General features: G+C 44.0%; 20 protein-coding genes. 11 read left to right on the top strand and 9 right to left on the bottom strand.

What is annotated here, in order from left to right:
- Nucleotides 1-119 precede the first annotated feature (119 nt).
- On the top strand, nt 120-2,531 hold the full coding sequence (locus PLE34_RS03705; protein WP_324554348.1) for a hypothetical protein: 2,412 nt from the start codon (nt 120-122) through the stop codon (nt 2,529-2,531).
- Nucleotides 2,532-2,698: 167 nt separating this feature from the next.
- Nucleotides 2,699-3,565 carry an OmpA/MotB family protein gene (locus PLE34_RS03700; RefSeq protein ID WP_324554346.1) on the top strand — a complete coding sequence of 289 codons (867 nt, stop codon included), beginning with the start codon at nt 2,699-2,701 and terminating at the stop codon, nt 3,563-3,565.
- 121 nt (nt 3,566-3,686) lie between these two features.
- Here PLE34_RS03700 and PLE34_RS03695 read toward each other — a convergent pair whose 3' ends face one another.
- Nucleotides 3,687-4,256, bottom strand: coding sequence for a DUF1579 domain-containing protein (locus PLE34_RS03695; RefSeq protein WP_324554344.1), 570 nt, complete (start codon nt 4,254-4,256; stop codon nt 3,687-3,689).
- Nucleotides 4,257-4,394: 138 nt separating this feature from the next.
- On the opposite strand from PLE34_RS03695, the gene PLE34_RS03690 reads away from it, so the two are divergent.
- Nucleotides 4,395-5,429 (top strand): ThuA domain-containing protein, encoded by a 1,035-nt coding sequence (locus tag PLE34_RS03690; RefSeq protein WP_324554342.1) that lies wholly within the window; start codon nt 4,395-4,397, stop codon nt 5,427-5,429.
- 6 nt (nt 5,430-5,435) lie between these two features.
- On the opposite strand, the gene PLE34_RS03685 is transcribed toward PLE34_RS03690, so the two are convergent.
- Nucleotides 5,436-6,410, bottom strand: coding sequence for an ABC transporter ATP-binding protein (locus PLE34_RS03685; RefSeq protein WP_324554340.1), 975 nt, complete (start codon nt 6,408-6,410; stop codon nt 5,436-5,438).
- A gap of 229 nt (nt 6,411-6,639) precedes the next feature.
- Here PLE34_RS03685 and corA point away from each other — a divergent pair, with 229 nt between their 5' ends.
- Complete coding sequence (corA, locus tag PLE34_RS03680) at nt 6,640-7,614, top strand: magnesium/cobalt transporter CorA (protein ID WP_324554338.1); 975 nt, start codon at nt 6,640-6,642, stop codon at nt 7,612-7,614.
- 191 nt (nt 7,615-7,805) lie between these two features.
- Here corA and lysS read toward each other — a convergent pair whose 3' ends face one another.
- The 3 genes from lysS to PLE34_RS03665 form a co-directional block, all read right to left on the bottom strand.
- Entirely contained in the window at nt 7,806-9,344 is a 1,539-nt protein-coding gene (gene lysS / locus PLE34_RS03675; protein WP_324554336.1) for a lysine--tRNA ligase, read from the bottom strand.
- A 69-nt stretch (nt 9,345-9,413) separates the two neighbouring features.
- Nucleotides 9,414-10,334, bottom strand: a complete 921-nt coding sequence (locus PLE34_RS03670) for an NAD(P)H-binding protein (protein ID WP_324554334.1) — start codon at nt 10,332-10,334, stop codon at nt 9,414-9,416.
- Nucleotides 10,335-10,390: 56 nt separating this feature from the next.
- On the bottom strand, nt 10,391-13,069 hold the full coding sequence (locus PLE34_RS03665; protein WP_324554332.1) for an MGH1-like glycoside hydrolase domain-containing protein: 2,679 nt from the start codon (nt 13,067-13,069) through the stop codon (nt 10,391-10,393).
- A gap of 314 nt (nt 13,070-13,383) precedes the next feature.
- Between PLE34_RS03665 and PLE34_RS03660 the strand changes: the two genes are divergently transcribed.
- From PLE34_RS03660 to lptC, 4 genes are all read left to right on the top strand, one after another.
- Nucleotides 13,384-13,965: an IPT/TIG domain-containing protein gene (locus tag PLE34_RS03660; RefSeq protein WP_324554330.1), complete on the top strand. Its 582-nt coding sequence runs from the start codon at nt 13,384-13,386 to the stop codon at nt 13,963-13,965.
- Nucleotides 13,966-14,117: 152 nt separating this feature from the next.
- Nucleotides 14,118-14,840 (top strand): type III pantothenate kinase, encoded by a 723-nt coding sequence (locus PLE34_RS03655; protein ID WP_324554328.1) that lies wholly within the window; start codon nt 14,118-14,120, stop codon nt 14,838-14,840.
- Nucleotides 14,841-14,865: 25 nt separating this feature from the next.
- Nucleotides 14,866-16,125, top strand: a complete 1,260-nt coding sequence (bamG, locus tag PLE34_RS03650; RefSeq protein ID WP_324554326.1) for a BamG family beta-barrel-assembly machinery protein — start codon at nt 14,866-14,868, stop codon at nt 16,123-16,125.
- Nucleotides 16,125-16,841, top strand: a complete 717-nt coding sequence (gene lptC / locus PLE34_RS03645) for an LPS export ABC transporter periplasmic protein LptC (protein ID WP_324554324.1) — start codon at nt 16,125-16,127, stop codon at nt 16,839-16,841. The genes bamG and lptC overlap by 1 nt, the downstream gene beginning before the upstream one ends.
- Before the next feature lie 317 nt (nt 16,842-17,158).
- Here lptC and PLE34_RS03640 read toward each other — a convergent pair whose 3' ends face one another.
- The 4 genes from PLE34_RS03640 to PLE34_RS03625 all read right to left on the bottom strand — a co-directional run bounded on the left by PLE34_RS03640 (nt 17,159) and on the right by PLE34_RS03625 (nt 19,838).
- Complete coding sequence (locus PLE34_RS03640) at nt 17,159-17,704, bottom strand: CvpA family protein (protein WP_324554322.1); 546 nt, start codon at nt 17,702-17,704, stop codon at nt 17,159-17,161.
- A gap of 28 nt (nt 17,705-17,732) precedes the next feature.
- Nucleotides 17,733-18,185, bottom strand: a complete 453-nt coding sequence (locus PLE34_RS03635; RefSeq protein ID WP_324554320.1) for a GatB/YqeY domain-containing protein — start codon at nt 18,183-18,185, stop codon at nt 17,733-17,735.
- 193 nt (nt 18,186-18,378) lie between these two features.
- The gene (gene gldC / locus PLE34_RS03630; protein WP_324554318.1) at nt 18,379-18,717 is read right to left on the bottom strand and encodes a gliding motility protein GldC; all 339 of its coding nucleotides are present in this window, start codon (nt 18,715-18,717) and stop codon (nt 18,379-18,381) included.
- Nucleotides 18,718-18,755: 38 nt separating this feature from the next.
- The gene (locus tag PLE34_RS03625; RefSeq protein WP_324554316.1) at nt 18,756-19,838 is read right to left on the bottom strand and encodes a glycosyltransferase; all 1,083 of its coding nucleotides are present in this window, start codon (nt 19,836-19,838) and stop codon (nt 18,756-18,758) included.
- A gap of 221 nt (nt 19,839-20,059) precedes the next feature.
- Between PLE34_RS03625 and PLE34_RS03620 the strand changes: the two genes are divergently transcribed.
- From PLE34_RS03620 to murA, 3 genes are all read left to right on the top strand, one after another.
- The gene (locus tag PLE34_RS03620) at nt 20,060-21,331 is read left to right on the top strand and encodes a T9SS type A sorting domain-containing protein (RefSeq protein WP_324554314.1); all 1,272 of its coding nucleotides are present in this window, start codon (nt 20,060-20,062) and stop codon (nt 21,329-21,331) included.
- A 195-nt stretch (nt 21,332-21,526) separates the two neighbouring features.
- A complete protein-coding gene (locus PLE34_RS03615; protein WP_324554312.1) occupies nt 21,527-22,213 on the top strand; it encodes a DUF4290 domain-containing protein in 687 nt (228 codons plus the stop codon).
- A gap of 81 nt (nt 22,214-22,294) precedes the next feature.
- Nucleotides 22,295-23,599, top strand: a complete 1,305-nt coding sequence (murA, locus tag PLE34_RS03610) for a UDP-N-acetylglucosamine 1-carboxyvinyltransferase (protein ID WP_324554310.1) — start codon at nt 22,295-22,297, stop codon at nt 23,597-23,599.
- Nucleotides 23,600-23,648 lie beyond the last annotated feature (49 nt).

The raw sequence follows: 23,648 nt of genomic DNA, 5'->3' as shown, positions 1-23,648 counted from the left end.
CCGGGTATGGCAAAACATTAACAAAACGCACTACAAAAGCAATCCCCGATTCGGTAATTTTAAATTAAACTAACGGTTATAAGTTTTGTCTTACTATTACACTACTAAATGTTTACAATATGAAAGCATTTTACACCATAATAGCCGCCCTGTTTTTTAGCATGGCATTGCCCTTTGCGGCTACCGCTCAAAATGAATGGCCTAAAACCATTACCACACAGGATGGCCAGTTGATAAAAGTATATCAATGGCAGCCCGAATCTTTTTCAAACGGAACATTGCAGGCAAACGCTGCTATATCCGTTAGTGAAAATGGAAAGAGCGAACCCTCGTTTGGAATGATCTGGTTAACGGCCTCAACAAACAACAATGGCCAACAGGTAATTATTCGTTCCGTTGAGGTAAACGCCATCAGGCTCCCTAATGAAACTGATGAAAATAAGCTGGCAGCCCTGCAAACCAGCATTGCCGGTGGCATGTCGAACAGGAATATCTCCATCGCTGCAAGCGAAATCAATACCGCTTTACAAACCACGCAGGAACAGCAAAAGATTGCCGGCGAGCTTAGCAATACGCCGCCAAAAATCATATATGCCGACAAGCCTTCCCTGCTCATTGTAATAGACGGGGCGCCCAGGTTACAGCAAAACAGCAACTGGGGTGTGGAAACAGTGGTCAATACGCCTTTTATTATCGTAAAAAGCAGTAACAAATTTTATCTGTATGGAGGCAAGCACTGGTATGCTGCTCCATCAGCTACCGGGCCTTATGCTATTACAACCAGTGTTCCCTCCAGCCTCGAAAAAATACAATCGGAAATTGCACAGGCTAACAAAGACAATAATGCGCAGCAGGAAGAAAATGATTATGTGATTTCCAATATCATAGTAAGTACGGAGCCTGCAGAACTCTTACAGTCGAACGGCGAACCCAATTTTACACCCATACAGCAAACCAACCTGTTGTATGTAAGAAATTCCTCCAACGACATATTTATGGATGTTGCCAGCCAGCAATATTATGTATTGCTTTCGGGCCGCTGGTATAAATCAACAGCGTTAAGCGGTAAATGGAACTATGTGGCTTCCGACAAACTGCCTGCCGATTTTGCGAAAATACCGGAAGGGTCGCCTAAGGACAATGTATTGTCGAGCGTGGCAGGTACACTTGCAGCCAGCGATGCCGTGATGGATGCACAGGTTCCGCAAACGGCTAAGGTTGACCGCAATAATGCAAATGCTGACATTCAATACGACGGCAATCCCAGGTTTGATAATATTGACGGTACGGATATGGCTTATGCCGTTAATACGCCGGATTATGTAATACGCTGGAGAGGTACCTATTATGCTGTAGATAACGGCGTATGGTTCCAGTCTTACAATGCAAACGGCCCCTGGGTAGTAAGTACTGTCCGTCCCTATGCTGTTTCGCTTATTCCCCCGCGTTACCCTGTATATGCCATGAAGTATGTGTATATATATGATGTAACGCCCGATTATATCTATATGGGCTACACACCCGGGTACCTGAATACTTTTGTATACGGGCCTACAGTGGTGTATGGCACAGGATACTATTACCAGCCCTGGTATGGAAATCATTACTATGCCCGTCCTTACACCTGGGGTTTTAATATGCATTACAATCCGTGGACCGGATGGGGCTTTGGATTCAACTATAGCACAGGATGGTTTAACACGGGTATAGGAAACTATAGCGCCTGGGGTTGGGGCGGATGGTGGGGTCCGGCTATATACCGCCCTTCCTATTGCTGGACACCTTATTATGGCGGGTACAGGCACGGTTATTACGGCAACAGCTATTACAGGAGCAGAAATACCGTTATTGTAAATAATATCAATGTTTATCACAATAACAATATTTATAATCACCGCAGGGATGTGGTTACAAGAGACAACCGCAGGCCCGTGTCATACAACAGAAACGCGCAGTCGGCTCCGGTAAGAAGATTTAATAACGCACGTCCTGCCGAAAGAACTGCAGGCCGGAATACCAATAGCAATGCACGTCCTGCTGAAAGAAGGGTGAGCACCACTCCCGGCGCCGTTACTCCGCGCAACCCATCCGGGCGCAGTTCAGATAACCGGGCCAGCGGAACGGTTACCAATCCGAACACAGCACGGCCTTCCAGGAACCTTCGTGAAGCTCCGGCAACCGGCAATACAGAACGCGCTACACCGCAACGACCTGCAAGAACAAATAATACAAACAACAGTAACCCTGTGAACAGGCAACTGGCTGAACGCAGGGAAAATACAACACCGGCGCCTGCTATCAGAAGAGAAACCGTTCGCCCCCAGACGCAACAACCGGCTATACCTGAAAGAAGAGCACCCAATACCGTTAGTGAAAGAACGCAGCCTGCACGCAGCAATGTTGAACGGACACGGCCTTCTACTGCACCACAAAGAATAGAAAGTCCCTCCCGTGCTCCTTCCTCCGGAAGCGAAAGCAGAAGCAACAGCAGGCCTTCAGGCAACAGTGAAACACGTGCAAGAAGAGGATAATTTTCTTAATATTGGGCCTTAAGGCACGAAAAAGAGAAAGAATGTATGTATATTCTTTCTCTTTTTTATTAAAAATGATAGCTTTGTGCGAATTTCCAGCCCCTGAAACGATTTTAATCATTTTCATAACATATCTTTACCAATAACATCTCAAAAAACAATTCAAAATGAAATTGAAGTATTTTTTACTCTTGGCCCTTGCTCCGGCTTTTCTGTTTTCCTGTGTAAGCAGTAAAAAATTTAAAGCGGCACAGGCTCAGTTAGATTCTCTGAACCAGGCTCACACAAAGCTACAAGGTGATTTTAAAATTTGTGAAGACGACAAAGCAGAGAATGCCCGCAAAAATGCAGCTTATCAAAGTGAAATTGAAGCACTGAATAAGCAACTCGCATTTCTTAAAGAAAACAACACTACAACGTTAAAGCAACTGGAAGATCTTTCTGTAATCTCCAGTGCCCAGGCTGAAAGCATAAAGAAATCGCTCGACAATATCGGCGCAAAAGATGCTTATATCCAGGATCTGCAATCGGCTATGGCCCGTAAAGATTCACTGAATATGGCATTGGTGATGAACCTCAAAGGCGCTATAGGTAATTTAGATGACCAGGATATTAATATTAAAGTAGACAAAGGCGTTGTGTTCATTGATATTTCTGATAAATTATTATTCAGAAGCGGCAGCTACGTTATTACCGACAAAGCAAAAGAAATATTGGGTAAAGTAGCACAGGTGCTGAAAAACCAGCCGGATCTTGAATATATGGTTGAAGGGCACACCGATGACCTTTCATACAGCAAAGGCGTATTGGTAGACAACTGGGATCTGAGTGTTAAACGCGCTACCTCGGTAGTAAGAGTGCTTCAAAAACAATATGGTATTGCTCCTGCCCAGCTAACCGCAGCCGGACGCAGTGAATATGTTCCTGTTGCTGATAACAATACAGCAGAAGGAAGAGCAGCCAACCGCAGAACAAGGATCGTTGTACTTCCGCAATTAGACCAGTTCTTTAAACTGCTTGAACCTAAGCAATAAGTTATTTTATTATAGTATTTTTTAAAAAGCCATCCCATTATGTGGATGGCTTTTTGCTTTTGGTAAAATTATACCAACAAACCCTGAAGTGTATAATACTTTAGGGAATGGGCATTGGTCTTTATTTTCGGGTAAATTTAATTTCCATATTCTTGAATTCTTTGCCATCCTGCTCTATAAACATCTCCATTAATTGTGTATTGTCGTCTATCCATTTAAACGTTTCCCTTACCTGCAATTCATTACCGATAGACGGATCAACCAACGTGCCGGTAAAATGAATCGTTTTCATTTGGGGATCCCATTTGCCTTCCATATGCATAATGCCGGTACCCATATTGTCTATCCAGGAACTTTGAAAAATTTTCTTTGCATTATCATAGCCCATTAAACCATAGCCTTCAAACGGCTGTCCCATAAAATTAGCAGTATGCTTTGATTCCTGGTAGCGTCCGCCCATTATCATCTTATTTACTACAACACCATTGCTGTTGGTGGGTGTTGCCCCGGGAGCCACCCAGGTTGTTATTTCCTCATTCCATTCTCCATCGTCTTTTGCAAGCATTTGATGTATTTCACCCGGGGTCATATAGGCCATCCAGGCTTTAGTGGCGGCATCATCCTGGGCCATTAACCGGCCGCATGAAATGAGCAAAAAAATTGCGCAGCAACTGGTAAATATCTGTTTCATAAAATGTGTTTTCCTAAAGTTACAAAATCACTTTGCCATTTTTTAGTGGAAAACAGGGTGGTGTTTAAAACAATTGCAGGGGTTTAATTTGTTTAAAAAATAAACATGTAATTTGCCGTAGTTCTATAAATTCATAACATGAAACAATTCTTCTCTTTAAGCTCATGCATTTCCCGCGTATTCGTGGTTATTATTTTTTGTACTTCGTGCACACTGGCGCAGCAGCCAAAGCAGTGGGTTACGTATGCCGGAGGCGAAGGGCCGGGCAAAGGAAAACATATTGTGCTGATCAGTGGCGATGAAGAGTACCGCTCTGAAGAAGCGTTGCCCATGCTGGGTAAAATACTGGCCCGGAAATATGGATTTAAGTGCACGGTATTGTTTGCTGTTGATCCTGCAACCGGTTATATCAACGTGGAAACGCTTGATAATATTCCCGGATTGGAAAATTTGCAAACCGCCGACCTGATGGTGATCTTTACCCGGTTCAGAGAATTACCCGACGAACAAATGAAATACATTGATAATTATATACGGCAGGGTAAACCGGTTATGGGATTACGTACTGCAACACATGCTTTTTACTATAAGAAGAATCCAAATAATCAATATGCAAAGCATTCTTTTAATAGTAAAATAAAGGGTTGGGAAGATGGTTTTGGAAGAAGAATTTTGGGTGAGACCTGGATCAATCATCATGGTAAGCATGGAAGCGAAGGCACGCGCGGATTAATTAATGGCATACTAAAAGATGAAAAAAATCCTATTCTCAACGGTGTTGCTAATATATGGGGGCCAACAGATGTATATACGGTACGAGAATTGCCGGGTGATTCCAAAGTTCTGGTATATGGGCAATCCACCAATGGATTATCGTCAGACAGTAGTGTCAATCTCAATAAATCCATTATGCCGGTATCGTGGATCAGAACTTACCAGGGGGAGAATGGCCAAACTGGAAGGGTTTTTGCCAGCACGATAGGCGCTTCCATTGATTTTAAAAGTGAAGATCTTCGCAGATTGTTTGTAAATGCAGCTCTTTGGTGTACGGGTATGGAAAGTAAAATTCCTGAAAAAGCTGATGTAGGTGTTATAGGAGAATACAATCCTACTATGTTTGGGTACGACTTGTTTAAAAAAGGAGTGCTTCCTTCCGCATATGGGCTAAAATAATACAGGTCAGTCCCCTTCTGCTCTTAACGATACGTATACCATATCGGCAACGGCAGGAGGAGCCTTTTCTGTTCTTACCGAAATCTTGATGTTGGAAAGCAATATTTCTACTTCATAATAACTTCCCCCAAAATATACCGCGTTTACCTTTCCTTTAAGCGCGTGCGTTTCACTGCTGCCCATTTTTAAAGCTTCCGGACGTATGAATACCGCTTCGTTATTGATTTGATTGCCCGGCAAACCTAAAAGAGCTTTTACCCGCGCATCGCGAATGACATTACAGGTGCCGAACAATTCGGCCGCATAAGCGTTAATGGGAGAGCGGTAAATTGCTTTGGGCGATCCTTTCTGGATGATTTGCCCTTCCCTCATTATAAAAATTTCATCTGCCCAGGGAAGGGTATCACCGGGATCATGCGAAACCAGCGTGCAGGTAATATGGAGTGCTTCGCTAATATCACGGATAACGGACTTCAGTATATTTTTATGTATCAGGTCAAGGTTCGAAAAAGGCTCATCAAGTAATAAAAGTTTGGGTGAAGTGGTAAGTAACCTGGCCAATGCAATTCTTTGTTTTTCTCCGCCCGATAATTCATCCGTTCTCCTTTTCAGTAAATGACCGATCCTGCAAACTTCATATAAATCCGCTGTTTCTCCGGGCAATAATGTGTTTGCGTAACTCAGTATCTCTTCTACGCTGTAGTTATTGCGCAATTCAAATTGTTGTGACAAATAAGCAACTTCCGGATGTCCCGGTATCAGTTTTTCATAAGGCCCTTTTACCCTTTTATTTTCAAATAATACTTCACCCGCATCAGCCTGAATCAATCCTGCGATAATTTTCAGTAAGGTGCTTTTTCCTGATCCCGACGCGCCTGCAATAGCAATTTTTTGTAACTGTTGCTGGGTAAAGCTAACATCCTGCAATACAACATCAGATCCTTCCTGCTTGCGGATTCCCGATACTTTTAATAGAACCATATAACCAGAACAAAGTTTTTAATACAGCATTAAGTGTGGCGTCAGGGTTTTAGGCTATACTGTTTACACAGAAGGGGCTTATCATTTCAGGGCAAAGATAGCATTTGCCTTTCGTGTGCGACTAAGTAAGCAGATTTAATCCGGGAATCCTGTTATAGTTTGCACCATCTGTCTGTTTTTTTCCGAACTTTCTGTAAGTAACAGTATTGATACTTTCAAACAGCAGTACATGAAAGAGATTATCAATTGCGCCGCTTATGCAGGTGGTCAAAAGCTTGCCGATATTGAATTAAATAAAGTACATGATATCCTTAAAGAAAAGGATAAGTTCGTATGGATAGGGTTATATGAACCATCTGAAGCAATACTCAGCAAGGTGCAGGATGAATTTAATTTACATGACCTAGCTATTGAAGACGCACACCGGGCACACCAGCGTCCTAAAATAGAATTATATGGCGACTCCATCTTTGTGGTGCTTCGTACGGCACAGATGAACCAGGAACGTCATATTGAATTTGGCGAAACCCATTTTTTTGTGGGAATGAATTTCATTGTGAGCATACGGCATGGTTCTTCTGTTCCATATACCGAAGTAAGGTCGCGTTGTGAAACAATGCCTGAGCTGTTAGGCAAAGGCCAGGGCTTTGTACTATATGCCATTATGGATTTTATTGTTGACAAGTATTTCCCGGTTGTAGAGGAGCTCGAACAGGAGTTAGACGTAATTGAGGATAAAATATTTAAAGCAAAGCCCAGCCGGGAAACTACAGAACAGATATACGAATTAAAGCGGGAATTGCTGGAAGTAAAAAGAGCGGTGTCTCCCCTGATAGATATTTGCAACCGCCTGATGCGGTTTGATATCAAAAGCATATCAACTGAAACACAACCTTATTTCCGCGATATTTACGACCATGCTGTACGCATTAATGAAATGATAGATAATACAAGAGAATTATTAAATACTGCACTGGAAGCCAACTTTTCTTTAATATCCATATCTCAAAATGATACTTCAAAAAAGTTTGCGGGATGGGCTGCGATCATTGCTATGCCAACAATGATCGCTGGTTTTTATGGTATGAATTTTAAATTTATGCCTGAGCTCGAATGGCATTATGGATACTACGCTGTAATTATTTTAACCATTGCTGTCTGTAGTCTGCTCTATTATTTTTTTAGAAAGTCAGGATGGTTATAGCAGGCAAATACAGGCATTTAGCGGGTAGAATACAAAGCACCAAAACAAATAACTGGCACCAAATGAAAATACAGATGCTTCGTTACTCAGCATGACAGGGAAATCCGAAGCATTAAATCTTAAATCCGAAACGATAAGCCGGATTAAAACGGATACTCCCTGGGCCCTGCAACCTGTAACCTGAACCAATCTTAAATCTCAAATTTCAGATCTTCCCCCTCCCTTTTCTCGGGCCGCATCTGCGGAAAGAAAAGCACATCCTGTATGGAAGGCTGGTTGGTTAGCAGCATGCACAAGCGGTCTATGCCGATGCCGATGCCGGCGGTAGGTGGCATGCCGTATTCCAGCGCTCTCAAAAAATCGTGATCAATGAACATGGCTTCTTCATCGCCACGCTCCATAAGCTTTACCTGCTCCTCAAAGCGTTCACGCTGGTCAACAGGATCATTCAGCTCACTATACGCGTTGGCTATTTCCTTACCGTTGATCATGAGCTCAAAACGCTCTACCAGCCCCGGCTTACTGCGATGCTTTTTGGTTAGGGGGCTCATCTCCACGGGATAGTCAATAATAAAGGTGGGTTGTATATAATGCTTCTCGCATTTTTCACCAAAGATGCTGTCAACAAGCTTTCCGCGGCCCATACCCGGCGTAGTTTCTATATGCAGCTTTTTACAGGTATCTCTTAAAGCCGCTTCATCCATTTCACTGATATCAATGCCCGTGTGGTCTTTTACTGCATCGTAAATGGAAACCCTTTTAAAAGGCGCTTTAAAATTTAATACTTTATCACCTGCGGGCACATCGGTAGTATTGTGTAAAGCAATAGCAACCTGTTCCAGCAGGTTTTCCGTGGTATTCATCATCCAGAAATAGTCCTTATATGCCACATAAAATTCAAGGATGGTAAACTCGGGGTTATGCGTACGGTCCATCCCTTCATTCCGAAAGTTCCGGCTGAACTCATACACCCAGTCAAAACCGCCAACGATCAGCCTTTTCAGGTACAGCTCATTGGCAATGCGCAGGTACAAAGGAATATCCAGCGCGTTGTGATGCGTTATAAAAGGACGCGCCGCTGCGCCTCCGGGAATGCTTTGCAATACAGGTGTATCTACTTCAAGCGCCCCATGTTCATTTAAGAAATCGCGGATGGTATTGATCATCAGGGTACGTTTGGCAAAAGTGTCCCTCACCTGCGGGTTGATGATCATATCGGCATAACGCTGGCGGTATTTGAATTCCGGATCGGTAACAGCGTCGAAGCTTTGTCCTTCCGCTTCCTTTACTACCGGCAAAGGCTTGAGTGATTTGGAAAGCAGGGTAAATGAAGTAACGTGGATAGAGGTTTCACCCGTTTTGGTAATAAAGCCATATCCTTTTACGCCAATGATATCACCAATGTCTAATAATTTTTTCCATACGGTATTGTATAGTGTTTTGTCTTCTCCCGTGCATATATCATCACGCTTTACATATATCTGTATCCTGCCCGAATGATCCTGCAATACGCCAAAAGAAGCCTTGCCCATATCCCGTATGCCCATGATACGCCCGGCGAAGCTGATATCTGCAAAATGCGCTTTGTGTTCCTCGGAAAAATTCTTTTTTATCTCCGCTGCGGTATGGGTAACAGGAAAAGCATCAGCAGGATAAGGATCAATGCCCAGCTTTTCCAGCTCCTGTCTTTTTTCTCTCCTGATGATTTCCTGCTCAGACAAATGTTGCATACACGTTTACATTTCTTTTTTCAAAAAAGTGGAGCAAAGGTACTGGTTACACAGAAGCCTGCAAAGATTTTAGTGTTGCAGTTCCTGCAGCAACAACTTCACCGCTTCATCGGGAGTAACAGGAGTGTAAGAAAAGCGCCGGTTAAACTTGCTGCTGTCAAAAAAATAATCACGGTCATACTGGTAGGTCATTTCTTTAATTTCTTTCAGCACGGGCATAAATATTCCCAGTAATCCCAGCATGGTAGTTGATAAAGTGCTATAGCGCGGCTTGGCGTTCAGCGCTTTGGCAATGAGCTCAATCCATTGCCTGCCGGTTAATTTGCTTTGATCTGTTGGTAAATGCCACACCTGGTTAAAAGCATCGGACGTATTGCCTAAAATGGCCGTTCCGTTTGCTGCATCGGCTACAAAAGTAAAGTTGTGCACCTTGTTTGCATGGGCAAGCCAGTTTGCTCTTTTACCTTTCACCAGGTTGTCTGTAACCAATTGATGCAATACGCTGGATTTGCCATTGGTGAAATCCGCCGACCGGGCAATAAGCGCAGTAAGCTTTCCCTGCTTCACCTCGTCCATCAGCATGTCTGCGATCTGCTGGCGGATTGCTCCTTTTTTACTGGTAGGGCGAACGGGTGTTTCTTCCGTCATGTGATGCAGGTGATCGCGGTCGTACATATATACATTATCGAAGAAAACCAACCGGGCATTATATTTTTTACAGGCATCAATCACATTACGCATAGTAACCGGCCAGCGTTCCTCCCATATTTTTAAACGGTAGGGAAACCCAACGGTAAGATACACTACTTCAGATCCGCTTACGGCTTTATCCACCGCTGTTGCGTCTGTAATATCAGCGGCAAACAGTTCATCGCCGGCATTTATTTTTTGAGGTGTGCGGCTTACTAAACGGATGTCATCCGTGAAAGCAGGAAGTATTTTTGCCAGCTCAACGCCTATGGAACCTCCCGCGCCTAAAATAGTTTGCATGATATGCCCTGTTTGTAAAATAAAAATATAACCCCCCGGCGCATTTCATAAACAGGTTAAGTGGTGGCCTTACTTTCGGCAGTAGCCGCTTCAGAGGCCAGGCCTGTTTTATGCTTTCCGTTACTATGATGCAACTCGTTAATCAGCTCTGCCACCAGCGAGGTCCACCCGGTTTGATGAGAAGCGCCCAGCCCGTTGCCGTCATCGCCATGAAAGTATTCATAAAACAATACCAGGTCTTCGTTTTCCGGCTTTTGATAAAACCAGTTATGCGTTCCGAATAATTTCCGTTTTCCTGTATCATCTTTCTTAAAAATACTAATTACACGTTTCGTAAGCTCATCCGCTACCTCGCCCAGCGATAATTGTATGCCCGAGCCTGTTGGGCATTCCACTTTCAAATCATCGCCGTAAAAAGCGCCGTACCGGCGGATAGATTGTATGATTAGGTAATTAATGGGCATCCACACCGGTCCCCGCCAGTTGGAATTACCTCCATAAAAATCGGAAGTAGAATCTCCGGGGTCGTATTGTGCGGTATAATGAATGCCGTTGATGGTAACGCTGTAAGGATTTTTTTCGTGATGCTTCGACAATGCGCGAATACCTCCTTCGGACAGGAATTCATTTTCATTCAGCAAATGTTCCAGCAGATACACGAGGCGCTCCCGCGGTACGAGCGACAACAGCATGGCTTCTCCGTCGCTTTTTTCTTCATTGGGCCAAAACTTCCCATTTTTTTTACGGTAATTTTCAAACCAGCCAATGCGCTTTTTAAAATCACTTAATTTATCAAACACCTTTTTTTCAATGGTAGATACGGCAAATAAAGTGGTAAGTCCAACAATGGATTGTATACGCAACTGCAATGGCTCAGAGCCGGCTATGGATAATGTGTCATAAAAAAATTTATCTTCTTCATTCCACAGCCCATGCTCATTAATGGCTTCCGCGATCAGTACGAACTGCTCAAAAAACTTGGTGGCGGTATCTTCAAAAGCTATATCATGCATAGCGATCTCCAGCGCCATATCCAGCATATTCAGCGCATACATACCCATCCAGCTTGTGCCATCGGCCTGCTCCAATTGCATATTGCTGCCCAATTGCGAACTGCGGTTAAACACACCAATATTATCTAATCCCAGGAAGCCGCCTTCAAAAAGATTATTACCACTTACATCTTTGCGGTTCATCCACCAGGTAAAATTGATCAGCAGCTTTTGAAAAACTTTCTTTAAAAAAACAATATCCCCTTTACCATCCTTTTTCTTTTCAATATAATATACCTGCATGGCGGCCCATCCCTGCACGGGAGGGTTAACATCGCTGAAGTTCCATTCATAGGCGGGCAATTGTCCGTCCGGCTTCATATACCATTCGCGCATGATCAGCAATAGCTGGTTTTTTGCAAAACAGGGATCGGCTACCGCCATTGAAATGCAATGAAAAGCAAGATCCCAGGCCGCATACCAGGGATATTCCCATTTGTCGGGCATAGAAATAACATCTTGGTTCTTAAGATGCTTCCAGTCGTGATTACGCCCGTTTTGTTTGCCTGCATTTACCGGGGTAATGCCATCGCTTGTAGTAAGCCACCGCTCTACATCGAAATGATAGTATTGCTTGCTCCATAGCAAACCTGCGAGCGCCTGGCGCTGAATTTTAGCCATATCTTCATCCATTCCCTCAGGTAATATAGCGGCATAAAAATCATTGGCTTCATTTTTTCGGGATACAAACACTTTTTCAAACCCCCTGTCAAAAGGCCTGTCTGCGAGTTGATTGGTGAACCTGCAATAAATGGTTTTTGTTGCGCCGGCGGGAATTTTTAATTTGTATACCGGGGAAAACTTGGTTCCCGATTTTTTATCGCGCAATGCCTGGAGGTTCTTCCCTTCAATGATGGCATCATGAAAAGCATCTTTTACAAAAACAGTAGCATTGGGTGTTTGATTTACCTTCTCCGTATTGGTTTCATTTTCAGTAAACAAACAATCATCCGCATTTTGAAAATACAGGTAATAGTTACCCAGCTTATAATGGGAGGCCTGCACCGCGTTTTTATTCAGGTACTTTATTTCCGGTTTTACATCCAATCCGGTGTAAGTCCAGCGGTTATAAAACCAAAGGGTGGGTAATACGGTTACAGGGGCTGATTTAGCCGCACGGTTGGTAACATCAATTTTAATGAAAATATCCTTCGAGCTTTGTTTTGCATAGGTAACCTTAACGTCAAAGTATTCATTATTATCAAATACACCGGTATCTAAAATTTCATATTCGGGTTCCTGTTTTGAACGTTTCCCGTTTTGCTCCAATAAATCTTCATATGGAAAAGCCTGCTGGGGGTACTTGTATAAGTACTCCATGTAATAATGCGTGGGCATATTATCTAAGTGATAGTATAATTCTTTTACATCCTCACCATGATTGCCTTCGCTGTTGCCCACGCCAAACAGCCGTTCTTTTAGTATCCTGTCTTTACCGTTCCACAGTGCTATACCAAAACAAAGATTTCCAAAGAAGTCGCAAATGCCGGCCAACCCGTCTTCTCCCCACCGGTAAGCCCGGCTGTGCGACTGATGAAAAGGAAAGTAATTCCAGGCATCGCCATTCGTGCTGTAATCCTCCCGCACGGTTCCCCACTGGCGTTCACTTAAATAAGGCCCCCATTGTTCAAGCGGAACCGGTTTTTGCGCATTAACGGAAAGACGTTGATGTTCTGCAGTCATAGCCTGTATTTATAAGATGTACACCGGGCTGATCGCCTCTTTTTGGATACATGCGGATACATCTCAGTATTAAGTAATCAGTTACAGACAAGCAATCTTTTATAGAATACCTGGTATTGGTAAATGAAAATACAAAGCAAAACTAACGGTTACAGCGCATATGGATAAAATTAAGCGTTTGGGGCTTATATATCGGACTGATTGTAGGATGCCAATCCAATTAAAGATTTTTCACCCGACAAAATATTCCACTTAAAGATGTTGACCTTTTTCAAATTCTCCGATATAGTATCTAACAACTTAAAACTAAAGAAATGAAAAAACTAAGCAATGCCGTGTTAACTTCTTTTCCTTTATTATTGATGTTGACCATGGTTAGCCTGTCCTGTTCAAAAAAAGACGGGGCCGGTGATGGTCCAAAAATCAGCAGCATATCTCCGTCAAGCGCATTGACCGGTGCAACAATTACTATAGCAGGTAACAATCTTTCAGGTTCGTCTGTAACTATCGGAGGCATTGGCTGCCAGGTGGATGACAATACTTCAACAGCTATCATCACCTCTATTCCGTCCGGAGCGACAACAGGTGAGCAGCAGGTATTGGTTCAGAATTCGCTGGGTAAAGCTACATCAAAGATTACCGTAACAGGTGCAGGTGCAGGCCCGGTAATTACTTCTATAACTCCGGCGGAAGTGGCAGTAGGGCAAGCAATAACGATCAGGGGTACGGGCCTGTCCAATGCAGTTGTTCAAGTTTATAAGAAGTTAGCGACCGTAACTGCCAATACAGCTACCAGTATCACAGCTACCGTACCAACAGGCATCCCGGTAGGACAGGCAGCAGTAGATGTTACAACCTCTCTTGGCTATACCGGAAGTACTGTTATTATTAAATAACAAAGCGAACGCTCCGGAAATGGCAGGTTAAAGCGTGGTACAGGCACTCAGCTCCATTAATTTGAGATGCCCGGCAATAGTTTGGAAATTTATCATTTTTTATCAGACTTTTGGTGTTGCCCATGCTTCCTTAACTTTTAACCTGAACAGGAATGGTAACACTTTGTTTTGATTTTGGTAACACAAGACTTAAATATGCTGTATTTAACGGGCGCGATCTGCAATCTGTAGAAGTATTGGATGACGCGGAGCCCGATACCATTACCCGGCTGGTGCGGCAAATTCAACCTCAGAAAAGCATTTTATCTTCTGTAATCAACCATAACAGGGAAATGGAACGTATTTTGGCAGCGCATTCAAAATTTCATTTACTCACCAACCTTACCAAACTGCCTTTTACTGCGCCGGTTACAAAGCCGGAAACGATTGGCGCCGACCGGCTGGCCTTATCGGCCGGAGCTACTGCTTTTTTCCCGGGTAAGCATAATCTGGTAATAGGCTTAGGCACCTGCATCACCTATAATTTTATTAGCAAATACAACCAGTTTTTGGGAGGAGGCATCTCCCCCGGAATGGAAATGAGGCTTAAATCGCTAAGGGATTATACTGCCAAATTACCTTTGGTAAAGGCCGATTGGAACTTTCCATTGGTGGGATATGACACAAAAACCAATATAACCAGTGGTGTAATACTGGGTATGGCAAAAGAAATTGACGGCATAATTGACGCATATTCAGAGCGATATAACAACTTTAACGTGCTTTTAACCGGGGGTGATTCACCCTTTTTTGCTCAAGTGCTGAAAAATAAGATATTTGCAGACCCTCATCTAATTTATAAAGGCTTGTATGCGATCAGTGAGTATAATAACTAACTGCAGAATATTTTTTTTGTTCAGTGTGGTTTTATTGATAGAAAATAGCGCTTCGGCACAGGAAAATTCTCCCTATTCCCGGTATGGCTTAGGCGATATTGTACCCAGCCAGAATATTGTAAACCGCGCTATGGGAGGAGCTTCGGCTGCATATTATGACCCCGTAACCGTAAATTTTATTAACCCGGCATCCTACGCCCGTTTAAAATATACCACATTTGATGTGGGACTTGACTATACGGGCCGTACCCTGAAAGCTACCGACCCGGTTCGCACGCTGAATTCAGGCTATCTTATACCATCATATATCCAGGTGGGCTTCCCCCTATCTAAAAAAAATAACTGGGGCATGAACATTGGATTGCGCCCGCTTACCCGTATCAATTACGAGCTGCAACAAACTACACGCCTACCCGGCATAGACAGTGTGCTTACTTCCTTTAGCGGACAGGGAGGCTCCTATCAGGCTTACATGGGAACCGGTATAGGCAGCAAACATTTTACGGTGGGCATTAATGCGGGTTATTCATTTGGCAGTAAAAATTATGTTACTGAACGGCTTTTTATCAATGACAGTGTTTTATATGAAAAGGGCAAGTGGGCCGACAGTACTTTCTTCGGCGGCATTTTTGTACATGCGGGAGCGCAGTATTCAACCCGTATCAGCAAAAGCTTCACGCTTAAGCTGGGAGCATACGCCCAGTTCAAAAACACATTGAATGCCTCCAGGAATATAATCAGGGAAACCTTTGAATACAACGCCTCTTTGGGAGAAATCCAAAAAGACAGCGTATACATTTCAAAAGACAATAAAGGTAAAATTATAGTGCCTGCTACCTATGGAGCGGGCATTACTATTGAAAAAGACCTTACCTGGTCGGTGAGCGCTGAATACAGTTTGTCGCAATGGGCGGATTACCGGTATTACGACCAGAAGGATGAAGTAAAAAATAGCTGGCTGTTCAGGCTGGGCGGCTCAGTGATACCGAACTATAAAAGCACGAGCTACTGGGCACAGGTACAATACCGCGCCGGGTTTTATATAGGCCCTGATTACATTGCCGTTAATAAGAGCCTGCCGGTATATGCCGTTACTTTTGGCGCTTCCTTTCCCGTTCGTAAGTATGGATACAGCTTATATTCCGGCCAGTACACCAGCGTTAATACCGCTTTTGAGATCGGCGCCCGCGGCAATAAAAGCAATTCCCTTCGCGAAACCTTTTACAGGATTTCCATAGGCTTATCTTTAAGCGATATATGGTTTATCAAACGCACATACCAATAATGCGTACCGCCAGGGGTAGAACACTTTTTATGTGTGCTTCTTTTTCTATACTGCTCTTTTTGGCGGCCGGATGTGAAAACAGCGAGCAGGAAATAAGAGAACTTACAGAAAAGAAAATAGGAGTTGACGAAGCCAGAACGATTGAAACCTATTTCAGCCAGGCGGGTAAAATGCGGGCCAAGCTTACCGCACCATTAATGTACCGCTACCAGGATACATTACCGAGAGTGGAATTCCCTAATGCCTTACATGTTGATTTTTACAACGATTCCCTGCAGGTAGAAAGCATATTGGATGCCTTATACGGCCGGTATATTGAAGGACAAAAAAAAATGTACCTGAGAGACAGCGTGGTGGTTATTCAGCAATTTAACCAGGATACCCTGCGTTGCGAGGAATTATGGTGGGATCAGAATAAAGAAATATTTTATACCGATAAACCCGTGAAGATCACAAAAAAAGACGGCACAGTTCTTCCGGGAAAAGGATTAGAAGCTTCACAGGATTTCAGGAATATTAAGATCATTAATCCTTCACAGGGCATATTACCTGTTCCGGAAACCGAATTCACCGGCGGTGTTCCTGCGTCAGACAGCTCCGCTGTTCCCGACAGCAGTCATCCCGGGAACAGGCCGTTCCCGGCTCCTGATTCCTCCGCACAAATAAAGGGCCTGTCTCAAAAGCAATATTTTGCCACGAAAACACAAAGAAAATAAAACGGGAAGATCAGGACTTTGTGCCCTTGTGCCTTAGTGGCATATCTTCTATACCGGCCCTTTTGAGGCAGCCTCTTGCTCATAACTGAAGAAGCCTTATGGATTTGTGGTGAAAACAAAGTTATTGCCACTATATTTCATCAATGATTTCTCGCCCGCCTACCGGAGGTCTGCCAGCGTGCACAGCGAAGCAGCGTACGCAACATATGCTTCTTTGTGACCGCCGCAACGCTGCGTTCTCTGCGTGAAATAGGATTTTACATAGATTACACGAATACCAAAAAACGTATTCGTGCATTCGTGGCGCACTTTGCCTGTTATTCATTACCGGAAAACGCTTTTCCTACTTTATCAAAAAAGGTTTGCAGCTCCTGAAACGTATTTTTAAATGCGGGAATCATTACGCCTAACCCCTCTAATAAAGCAGGTGCTACCCCTGCAGTAAGCGAATAAGCGCGGCTGGACAACAAGGTTTCCACACTGATCAACTGCATCTTTTCGGCATAAAACAACAATATACTCCCCACCAGCACATACATACCGGCATACAGCAATGCGCCGCCCAAACGGTTCACCCAGCCCAATAAAGTAAAGTTGAATATATTTTCTATTGCTTTGCCGGCCCACTGTACCAGCAATGCCACTATGCCAAATACAAGTATAAAAGCGATCAGGGGTAGCCATTTGGCGTTAATGCTGGTATGTTCCTGCATGTATACCGCCACTACCGCCGATAACTTTAATGCCGCCGCCAGGCCAATGATCCAGCCGGCAAATGAAAACAGTGCCATTACAATGCCCCGCATAGCCCCTTTGATAAGGCCTGCTACCAGCATTACAAGAAAAGCAATATCTATCCACATGGGTTATAGCATGGTAAAGGGGTTAGTGTTATTTTGCCAGCAAGCCCCTTACTACTGCGCTGATGGTTTTGCCATCTGCCTGACCTGCCAGTTGCTTAGTTGCGGCCGCCATTACTTTGCCCATATCCGCAGGTGAAGCAGCGCCTGTTTCAGCTATGATTTTAATGAGCGCCGCCTTTAGCTCCGCTTCGCTTAGCTGTTTGGGCAAAAAAGCTTCTATCACATCAATTTCTTCCTGCTCTGTTTGGGCAAGGTCTGAACGATTTTGCTGCTGATAAATTTCGAGGGAATCTTTGCGCTGCTTCACCAGCTTCTGCAATAATTTCGTTTCATCCGCTTCAGCCAGCTGCCCTCCGGCGCCTTCGGATGTTTTAGCGATAATAATAGCGGCTTTAATGGCTCTTAACCCGCGCAGCTTATTTGCATCTTTAGCCAGCATAGCAGCCTTGATCTGATCATTTACGATTTGCTCTAATGCCATAGTGTATGTTTTTATATTGTTAGTGCTGTATCAAACGTGAAACGGGAGAGGATAGAGGTGAACAGGCAATAGGCAATAGCGAATTCCACTCGTCTCACATTTCACTTCTCACCACCATTCACCACCTCTCACTTTTCACGATAACTTACAGACATTTTTTGATTGACTTGCCACCAAATAACATGGGAACTGCTTAACTTTTTTCCAGTAGCTCTCGCGATTTTTTATGAAAGTCGCCTGCAAATAATTTTATGGCTTCCACCAGCTCCGTTTGTCCGGTAGCCCTGCGATAGGTATCTGCCATGGTCATCAGTGTCTGGTAAAAAAAATCACCCATTTCGTCTACCATCATTTCTTTGGTCCACAGGTCAATACGCAGTGCGGATTTCTCCTGCCCGTCCCAGAAAGCCAGCATCATTGCTTTTGAATGCTGCGGCTCTTCCGCGCTGCTGCTACTGGCCTTCCAGGAAATCTGGTGAGGTATTTTATCCTGGTCGAGTGTTACGTCAATCGTAATTGTTGATTTTTGCATGACTACTTTGTATAAAAATGATGCAAAGGTAAGCGGATTTATGCGGTAACCACCTGCTGAATATTATTCCAGAGCCTTTGCATCACCGTTTCTTCACTGAGCGGTAAAACCTGTTCTTTTCCTTTACCGGTAAGGGCATGCCTGAACTTTTCATCTTTGTACAGCTTCACCATTTCACCGGCAAGCTTTTGTATGTCTGCAGGATCGCAATACAATACGGCATCACCGCCTGTTTCGGTAAGCGTAGCAGTGGCTGCAGCAATAACGGGCGTTCCGCATTGCAGCGCTTCCGCCAGCACAACGCCCTTTCCTTCATCTCCGGGAAAATAGATCATTGCCATGCAGGATGCCAGTATAGCCGCATATGTTTTTTCATCCGGCTTCTCTTCCATGATAATTACATCACTCCGGTACCGGTATGTTTGTAACAATTCCTGCATTTTTTTATTACCGGTAAGATTTCCCAATATAATAAAGCGCATATTGCTTTGCTGCCATTTTTTGAATTGAGAAAAAGCTTTTAATGTATTGATAATATGATGATGGGGTATGGATGACAGGGGCATCAAAAAATATTCCTTCCCCTCTGTATATTTACTTTTGATGGCTTCCCGTTGTTCCCAGTTAAGAGGCTGGTATATTACACCGGGCGACTGGGGCAGCACAAAAACAACAGCTTCTGCCACACCTTCTCTGCCCAGCTTTTGCTTCATCAAAAATGATGAAACAATAACACTGCATCGCTTACCACCATATACATTCCTCACAGCAGCTTTTATTGTTTTACGATCTGCTACATCTGATATAACCAGCATTTGAGGAGTAGGAGTTGATATGGGTTTCCCGTTGAGTGTGATCAATATGCCCGCTCCGTTTTTTTTAATTACAGATGCAACTTTCCGGTTATGCCATAATTTATTTACCGCCCGGGCGAGGAAAGGTACAGGTAGGGAAACAGATAATCCATTGCCGGGCAGGGAAAGATTGTTATCACAGGATAAAAAAATAAAAGTAGCGGTGCTTTGCACCTGGCAGAGCCTGCGAAGGATATGGTGAATGAAGCCCTCAAAGTTTTTCTCCTTTGGTAAAAACCGTTTACCCCCGTTTATGATCACTTTCATGATTTACAATTGTTTAAAAGCAACACATTTTTAAATGTCTTTGCCCGCGCCGGTATGCAGTACTTATTTACCGTAGCAGGCGTTATTATTGTTGTATTGTTGTAAAGGTAATCCGCTTGTTTATTCCCGGTAAAATATCATTGATGGAGATCTGATACCGGCCATATCGCAAAACGGGTTCCTTTTGTATCCAAACCTATTGTAAACTAAAATCCATACCTATGAGGCTTAGAATTCTACGCATTTGCTTCGTTATAGTATATGCTTTGCTGAACTGGAATAAGGTATCACTCGCACAATGCCCCGGCGGAGGCCCACTGCAAACCGTAACGTACAATTACACCACCAACTTAGCCAGTTTAACTGATGTGGTTTATTCCCCTTACAAATTTGATCCGGCAATGGGTACGCTTATGGGCGTTGACCTTACCGTATCTACCTTGGGATATGCACTTCTTGAAGTGATTAATGATGTGGGGGCATCTATAACCTACAAAATAACTTATTTCAGAACCGATTATATAACAGGCCCGGGACTGGGTTCTGGTATTGTGCTTGATACTATGATCGTATTTCCTAATATTGATATTGGCGCCAGTGACAATCCCGCTGTGCCAAGCAGCGACCCACCGTGGAAAAGCAATGGAATCAATGCTGACTATTCCAATTACTGGGGTACTATACAGGCTGCGCCGGTACATGAAGATGAGGATGGTAATGCCACACCCCGTAGTTTCAGCCAAACCATTGCCCCATCCGATTTTGGCTTATTTACCGGCCCCGGGCCGTTGATTTATAACTACGATGTTGTGGCATCCCTTCTGGCACAGGGTATTGGCGGAAGGTATACCCAAAGAATCGTAACCCTGAATACCGAGGTAACGATCAGCACTACCTATACCTATTGCCCCATGAGTATATTACCCGAAGGAAAGTTAACGTTTTCGGCACGCAAAACGGATAACAGCAATATTGCATTAAGCTGGATAAAAGAAAAAGAGGAAACCGGTATTACCTATATACCTGAAGTAAGCATTAATGGCTACGATTTCAGCAGCATCGGCGCCATGGAAAGTCAGCAGCCCGCCTCGGCAGGTACCGTAGTAAAATATGAATTTGATTATGCTGTTCCCAAATCTGCCGGCGGCAAGCTGTATTTCCGCTTAAAGCAAACAGATGCCAGAGGCAAGGTGCAGTATTCGGCTATTACTTCGGTTACTGTAGAAAACCTGCAGGAATTGGCGCTTACCGTATTTCCTAACCCTGCAGACAGGCAGGTTAACCTGCAATTCAATAGCATACAAAAACATGGCCTGCAGGCAGACCTGGTAAACAGCGTGGGGCAGATTGTAGAAAGAAACCATATCGCTCCAAACGGCTCACAGCAATATGCACTCACCTTTACGAAGAAACACCAGCCGGGCATATACTTTATACGGGTAACCAATACCGCTACCCGAACCCAGTATACCAGCCGGTTAATGATCAGGTGACCTGTGATGCGGTCGGCACCCGATGAAAGGAGGGTCAGACCGCATTTCCGGGCTTCGGGCCTGATCAGATCCCAGGATCGGATGGCTGATAGCCTGAAGTCAGGCATTCATTAAACCTATATTCCTCACAAAAGAGCTGGCATATCCCAAAAGTTGCCAACTCTTTTGTATTTTTACCAACATTTGAACTTACACATGGAATATAATACAACAAGGAATCATCTCATTATGCGCGAATATGGCCGTCATATTCAAAAGATGATTGATTACGTAATAACGATTGAGGACAGGGAAAAGCGGCAAAAAAATGCCCATGCACTTATTGAACTGATGGGCTTTCTAAACCCGCATCTGAAGAATGTGGAAGATTTCAGGCATAAATTATGGGATCATCTTTTTTTAATCTCCGATTTTAAGCTGGATGTTGACAGTCCGTACCCCATTCCAACACGGGAAACCTTAAAGCCCAAGCCTAAAGTATTACCTTATCCTAAAAGGTACCCCAGGTATTCGCATCTTGGAAAAAATCTTGAAATCGTTATAAATAAAGCTTTGAAGGAAGAAAATCCGGAGAAACGTTCGGGTTTTGCCAATTCTATCGCTTATTATATGAAGCTTGCCTACAACACATGGCATAAAGAGCTGGTACATGACGATGCTATCCGCAGCGAATTGAATGCCATTACCGATGGGCAGCTTGAATTTACCAATACACCATTTGTGAAGGCTTACCGCGAAAGAGACAGCAGGGAGGGCAACCGTTTCCAGCGCGGGGGCGGCAAAGGCGGCGGTTACCAGCAACGGAATAACGGGGGTAGCGGCGGACGTAGCGACCGCAACGGCAAGAGCGGAGGAAAGCATTATAAGAAAAGATTTAAATAAACTGGTAATCCTGAAAATAAAAGAACCCCGGCAGTATGATCACCATGCCGGGGTTTTATATTTGCACTCATTACATTGCATATGCATTCATTTGAAGTAACAGGCGGGAAAAAGCTGAAGGGCGAAATAATACCCCAGGGCGCCAAGAACGAGGCGCTGCAAATTATTAGTGCTGTACTGCTTACCCCCGAAACGGTAACCATACATAACATACCCGATATAGTAGATGTGAACCTGCTGATAGAGCTCCTTGGGGAAATGAATGTGAAAATTGAACGCCACAACCGCCATTCCTGTTCTTTTACTGCAGATGATGTGAATATTGATTATCTCCATAGTGAAACCTATCATCAAAAAAGCGGCAGGCTGCGCGGTTCCGTTATGCTGGCCGGTCCCTTACTTGCACGCTTTAAAAAAGCTTTTATTCCCAAACCGGGGGGTGATAAAATTGGCAGAAGACGACTGGATACCCATATTATTGGATTCGAAAAATTAGGCGTACAGTTCGATTACCACCAGGAAGACGGGTTCTTTCATCTTAAGGCGCCTTTGTTGAAAGGTACGGATATGCTGCTGGATGAGCCTTCCGTAACCGGAACAGCTAATATTTTGATGGCAGCCGTTTTGGCAAAAGGCACTACCACTATTTACAATGCCGCCTGTGAGCCTTACGTGCAGCAGCTATGCAAAATGCTGAACCGGATGGGAGCGCGTATAAGCGGCATAAGCTCTAATTTGCTCACCATTGAAGGGGTAGATCATTTGGGCGGAACCATACATACCCTGTTGCCCGATATGATTGAGGTAGGCTCTTTTATAGGACTGGCAGCTATGACTCAAAGCGAAATCACCATAAAGAACGCCGGCATAGCTCACCTGGGACAAATACCGGATAAGTTCCGCCAGTTAGGTATTCAATTGGAATATAAGGGCGATGATATTTATATTCCCGAGCAGGAGCTTTATGAGATCCAAACATTTTTAGATGGTTCCGTAATGACCATTTACGATCATCCCTGGCCGGGCTTTACACCCGATTTGCTGAGTATTGTGCTGGTGGTGGCCACACAGGCCAAGGGTTCGGTGCTGGTACACCAGAAAATGTTTGAGAGCCGCTTGTTTTTTGTTGATAAGATTATTGATATGGGCGCACAAATTATTCTTTGCGATCCGCACCGGGCGGCAGTAATAGGCCTGGGGCGGCAGCATCACCTGAGAGGCATTACCATGAGCAGCCCCGATATACGTGCCGGTGTTGCGTTACTAATTGCAGCCCTCAGCGCCGAAGGCAAAAGTATTATACAGAATATTGAACAGATAGACAGGGGATACCAATATATTGACAAACGGTTGCAACAGTTGGGAGCGCAAATACAGCGTATCTGATGTATCATTGTTTCGGGTGCTGCAGTTCCTCCCGGTTAAAAATATTTCT

This window comes from Agriterribacter sp., from assembly GCF_035445465.1.
GTDB lineage: Bacteria > Bacteroidota > Bacteroidia > Chitinophagales > Chitinophagaceae > Agriterribacter.
Note: the sequence above shows the minus strand (reverse complement) of the source record. Positions and strands in the feature narration are given on the sequence as shown.

Coding starts and splice junctions, on each gene's coding strand:
- PLE34_RS03685 (WP_324554340.1), bottom strand. CDS start 6,410: ATGGTTCTATTAAAAGTATCGGGAATCCGCAAGCAGGAAGGATCTGAT.
- lptC (WP_324554324.1), top strand. CDS start 16,125: ATGCGTACCGCCAGGGGTAGAACACTTTTTATGTGTGCTTCTTTTTCT.
- PLE34_RS03660 (WP_324554330.1), top strand. CDS start 13,384: ATGAAAAAACTAAGCAATGCCGTGTTAACTTCTTTTCCTTTATTATTG.
- PLE34_RS03635 (WP_324554320.1), bottom strand. CDS start 18,185: ATGGCATTAGAGCAAATCGTAAATGATCAGATCAAGGCTGCTATGCTG.
- gldC (WP_324554318.1), bottom strand. CDS start 18,717: ATGCAAAAATCAACAATTACGATTGACGTAACACTCGACCAGGATAAA.
- PLE34_RS03620 (WP_324554314.1), top strand. CDS start 20,060: ATGAGGCTTAGAATTCTACGCATTTGCTTCGTTATAGTATATGCTTTG.
- PLE34_RS03690 (WP_324554342.1), top strand. CDS start 4,395: ATGAAACAATTCTTCTCTTTAAGCTCATGCATTTCCCGCGTATTCGTG.
- PLE34_RS03695 (WP_324554344.1), bottom strand. CDS start 4,256: ATGAAACAGATATTTACCAGTTGCTGCGCAATTTTTTTGCTCATTTCA.
- PLE34_RS03615 (WP_324554312.1), top strand. CDS start 21,527: ATGGAATATAATACAACAAGGAATCATCTCATTATGCGCGAATATGGC.
- PLE34_RS03655 (WP_324554328.1), top strand. CDS start 14,118: ATGGTAACACTTTGTTTTGATTTTGGTAACACAAGACTTAAATATGCT.
- corA (WP_324554338.1), top strand. CDS start 6,640: ATGAAAGAGATTATCAATTGCGCCGCTTATGCAGGTGGTCAAAAGCTT.
- PLE34_RS03670 (WP_324554334.1), bottom strand. CDS start 10,334: ATGCAAACTATTTTAGGCGCGGGAGGTTCCATAGGCGTTGAGCTGGCA.
- murA (WP_324554310.1), top strand. CDS start 22,295: ATGCATTCATTTGAAGTAACAGGCGGGAAAAAGCTGAAGGGCGAAATA.
- lysS (WP_324554336.1), bottom strand. CDS start 9,344: ATGCAACATTTGTCTGAGCAGGAAATCATCAGGAGAGAAAAAAGACAG.
- PLE34_RS03705 (WP_324554348.1), top strand. CDS start 120: ATGAAAGCATTTTACACCATAATAGCCGCCCTGTTTTTTAGCATGGCA.
- PLE34_RS03625 (WP_324554316.1), bottom strand. CDS start 19,838: ATGAAAGTGATCATAAACGGGGGTAAACGGTTTTTACCAAAGGAGAAA.
- PLE34_RS03665 (WP_324554332.1), bottom strand. CDS start 13,069: ATGACTGCAGAACATCAACGTCTTTCCGTTAATGCGCAAAAACCGGTT.
- PLE34_RS03700 (WP_324554346.1), top strand. CDS start 2,699: ATGAAATTGAAGTATTTTTTACTCTTGGCCCTTGCTCCGGCTTTTCTG.
- PLE34_RS03640 (WP_324554322.1), bottom strand. CDS start 17,704: ATGTGGATAGATATTGCTTTTCTTGTAATGCTGGTAGCAGGCCTTATC.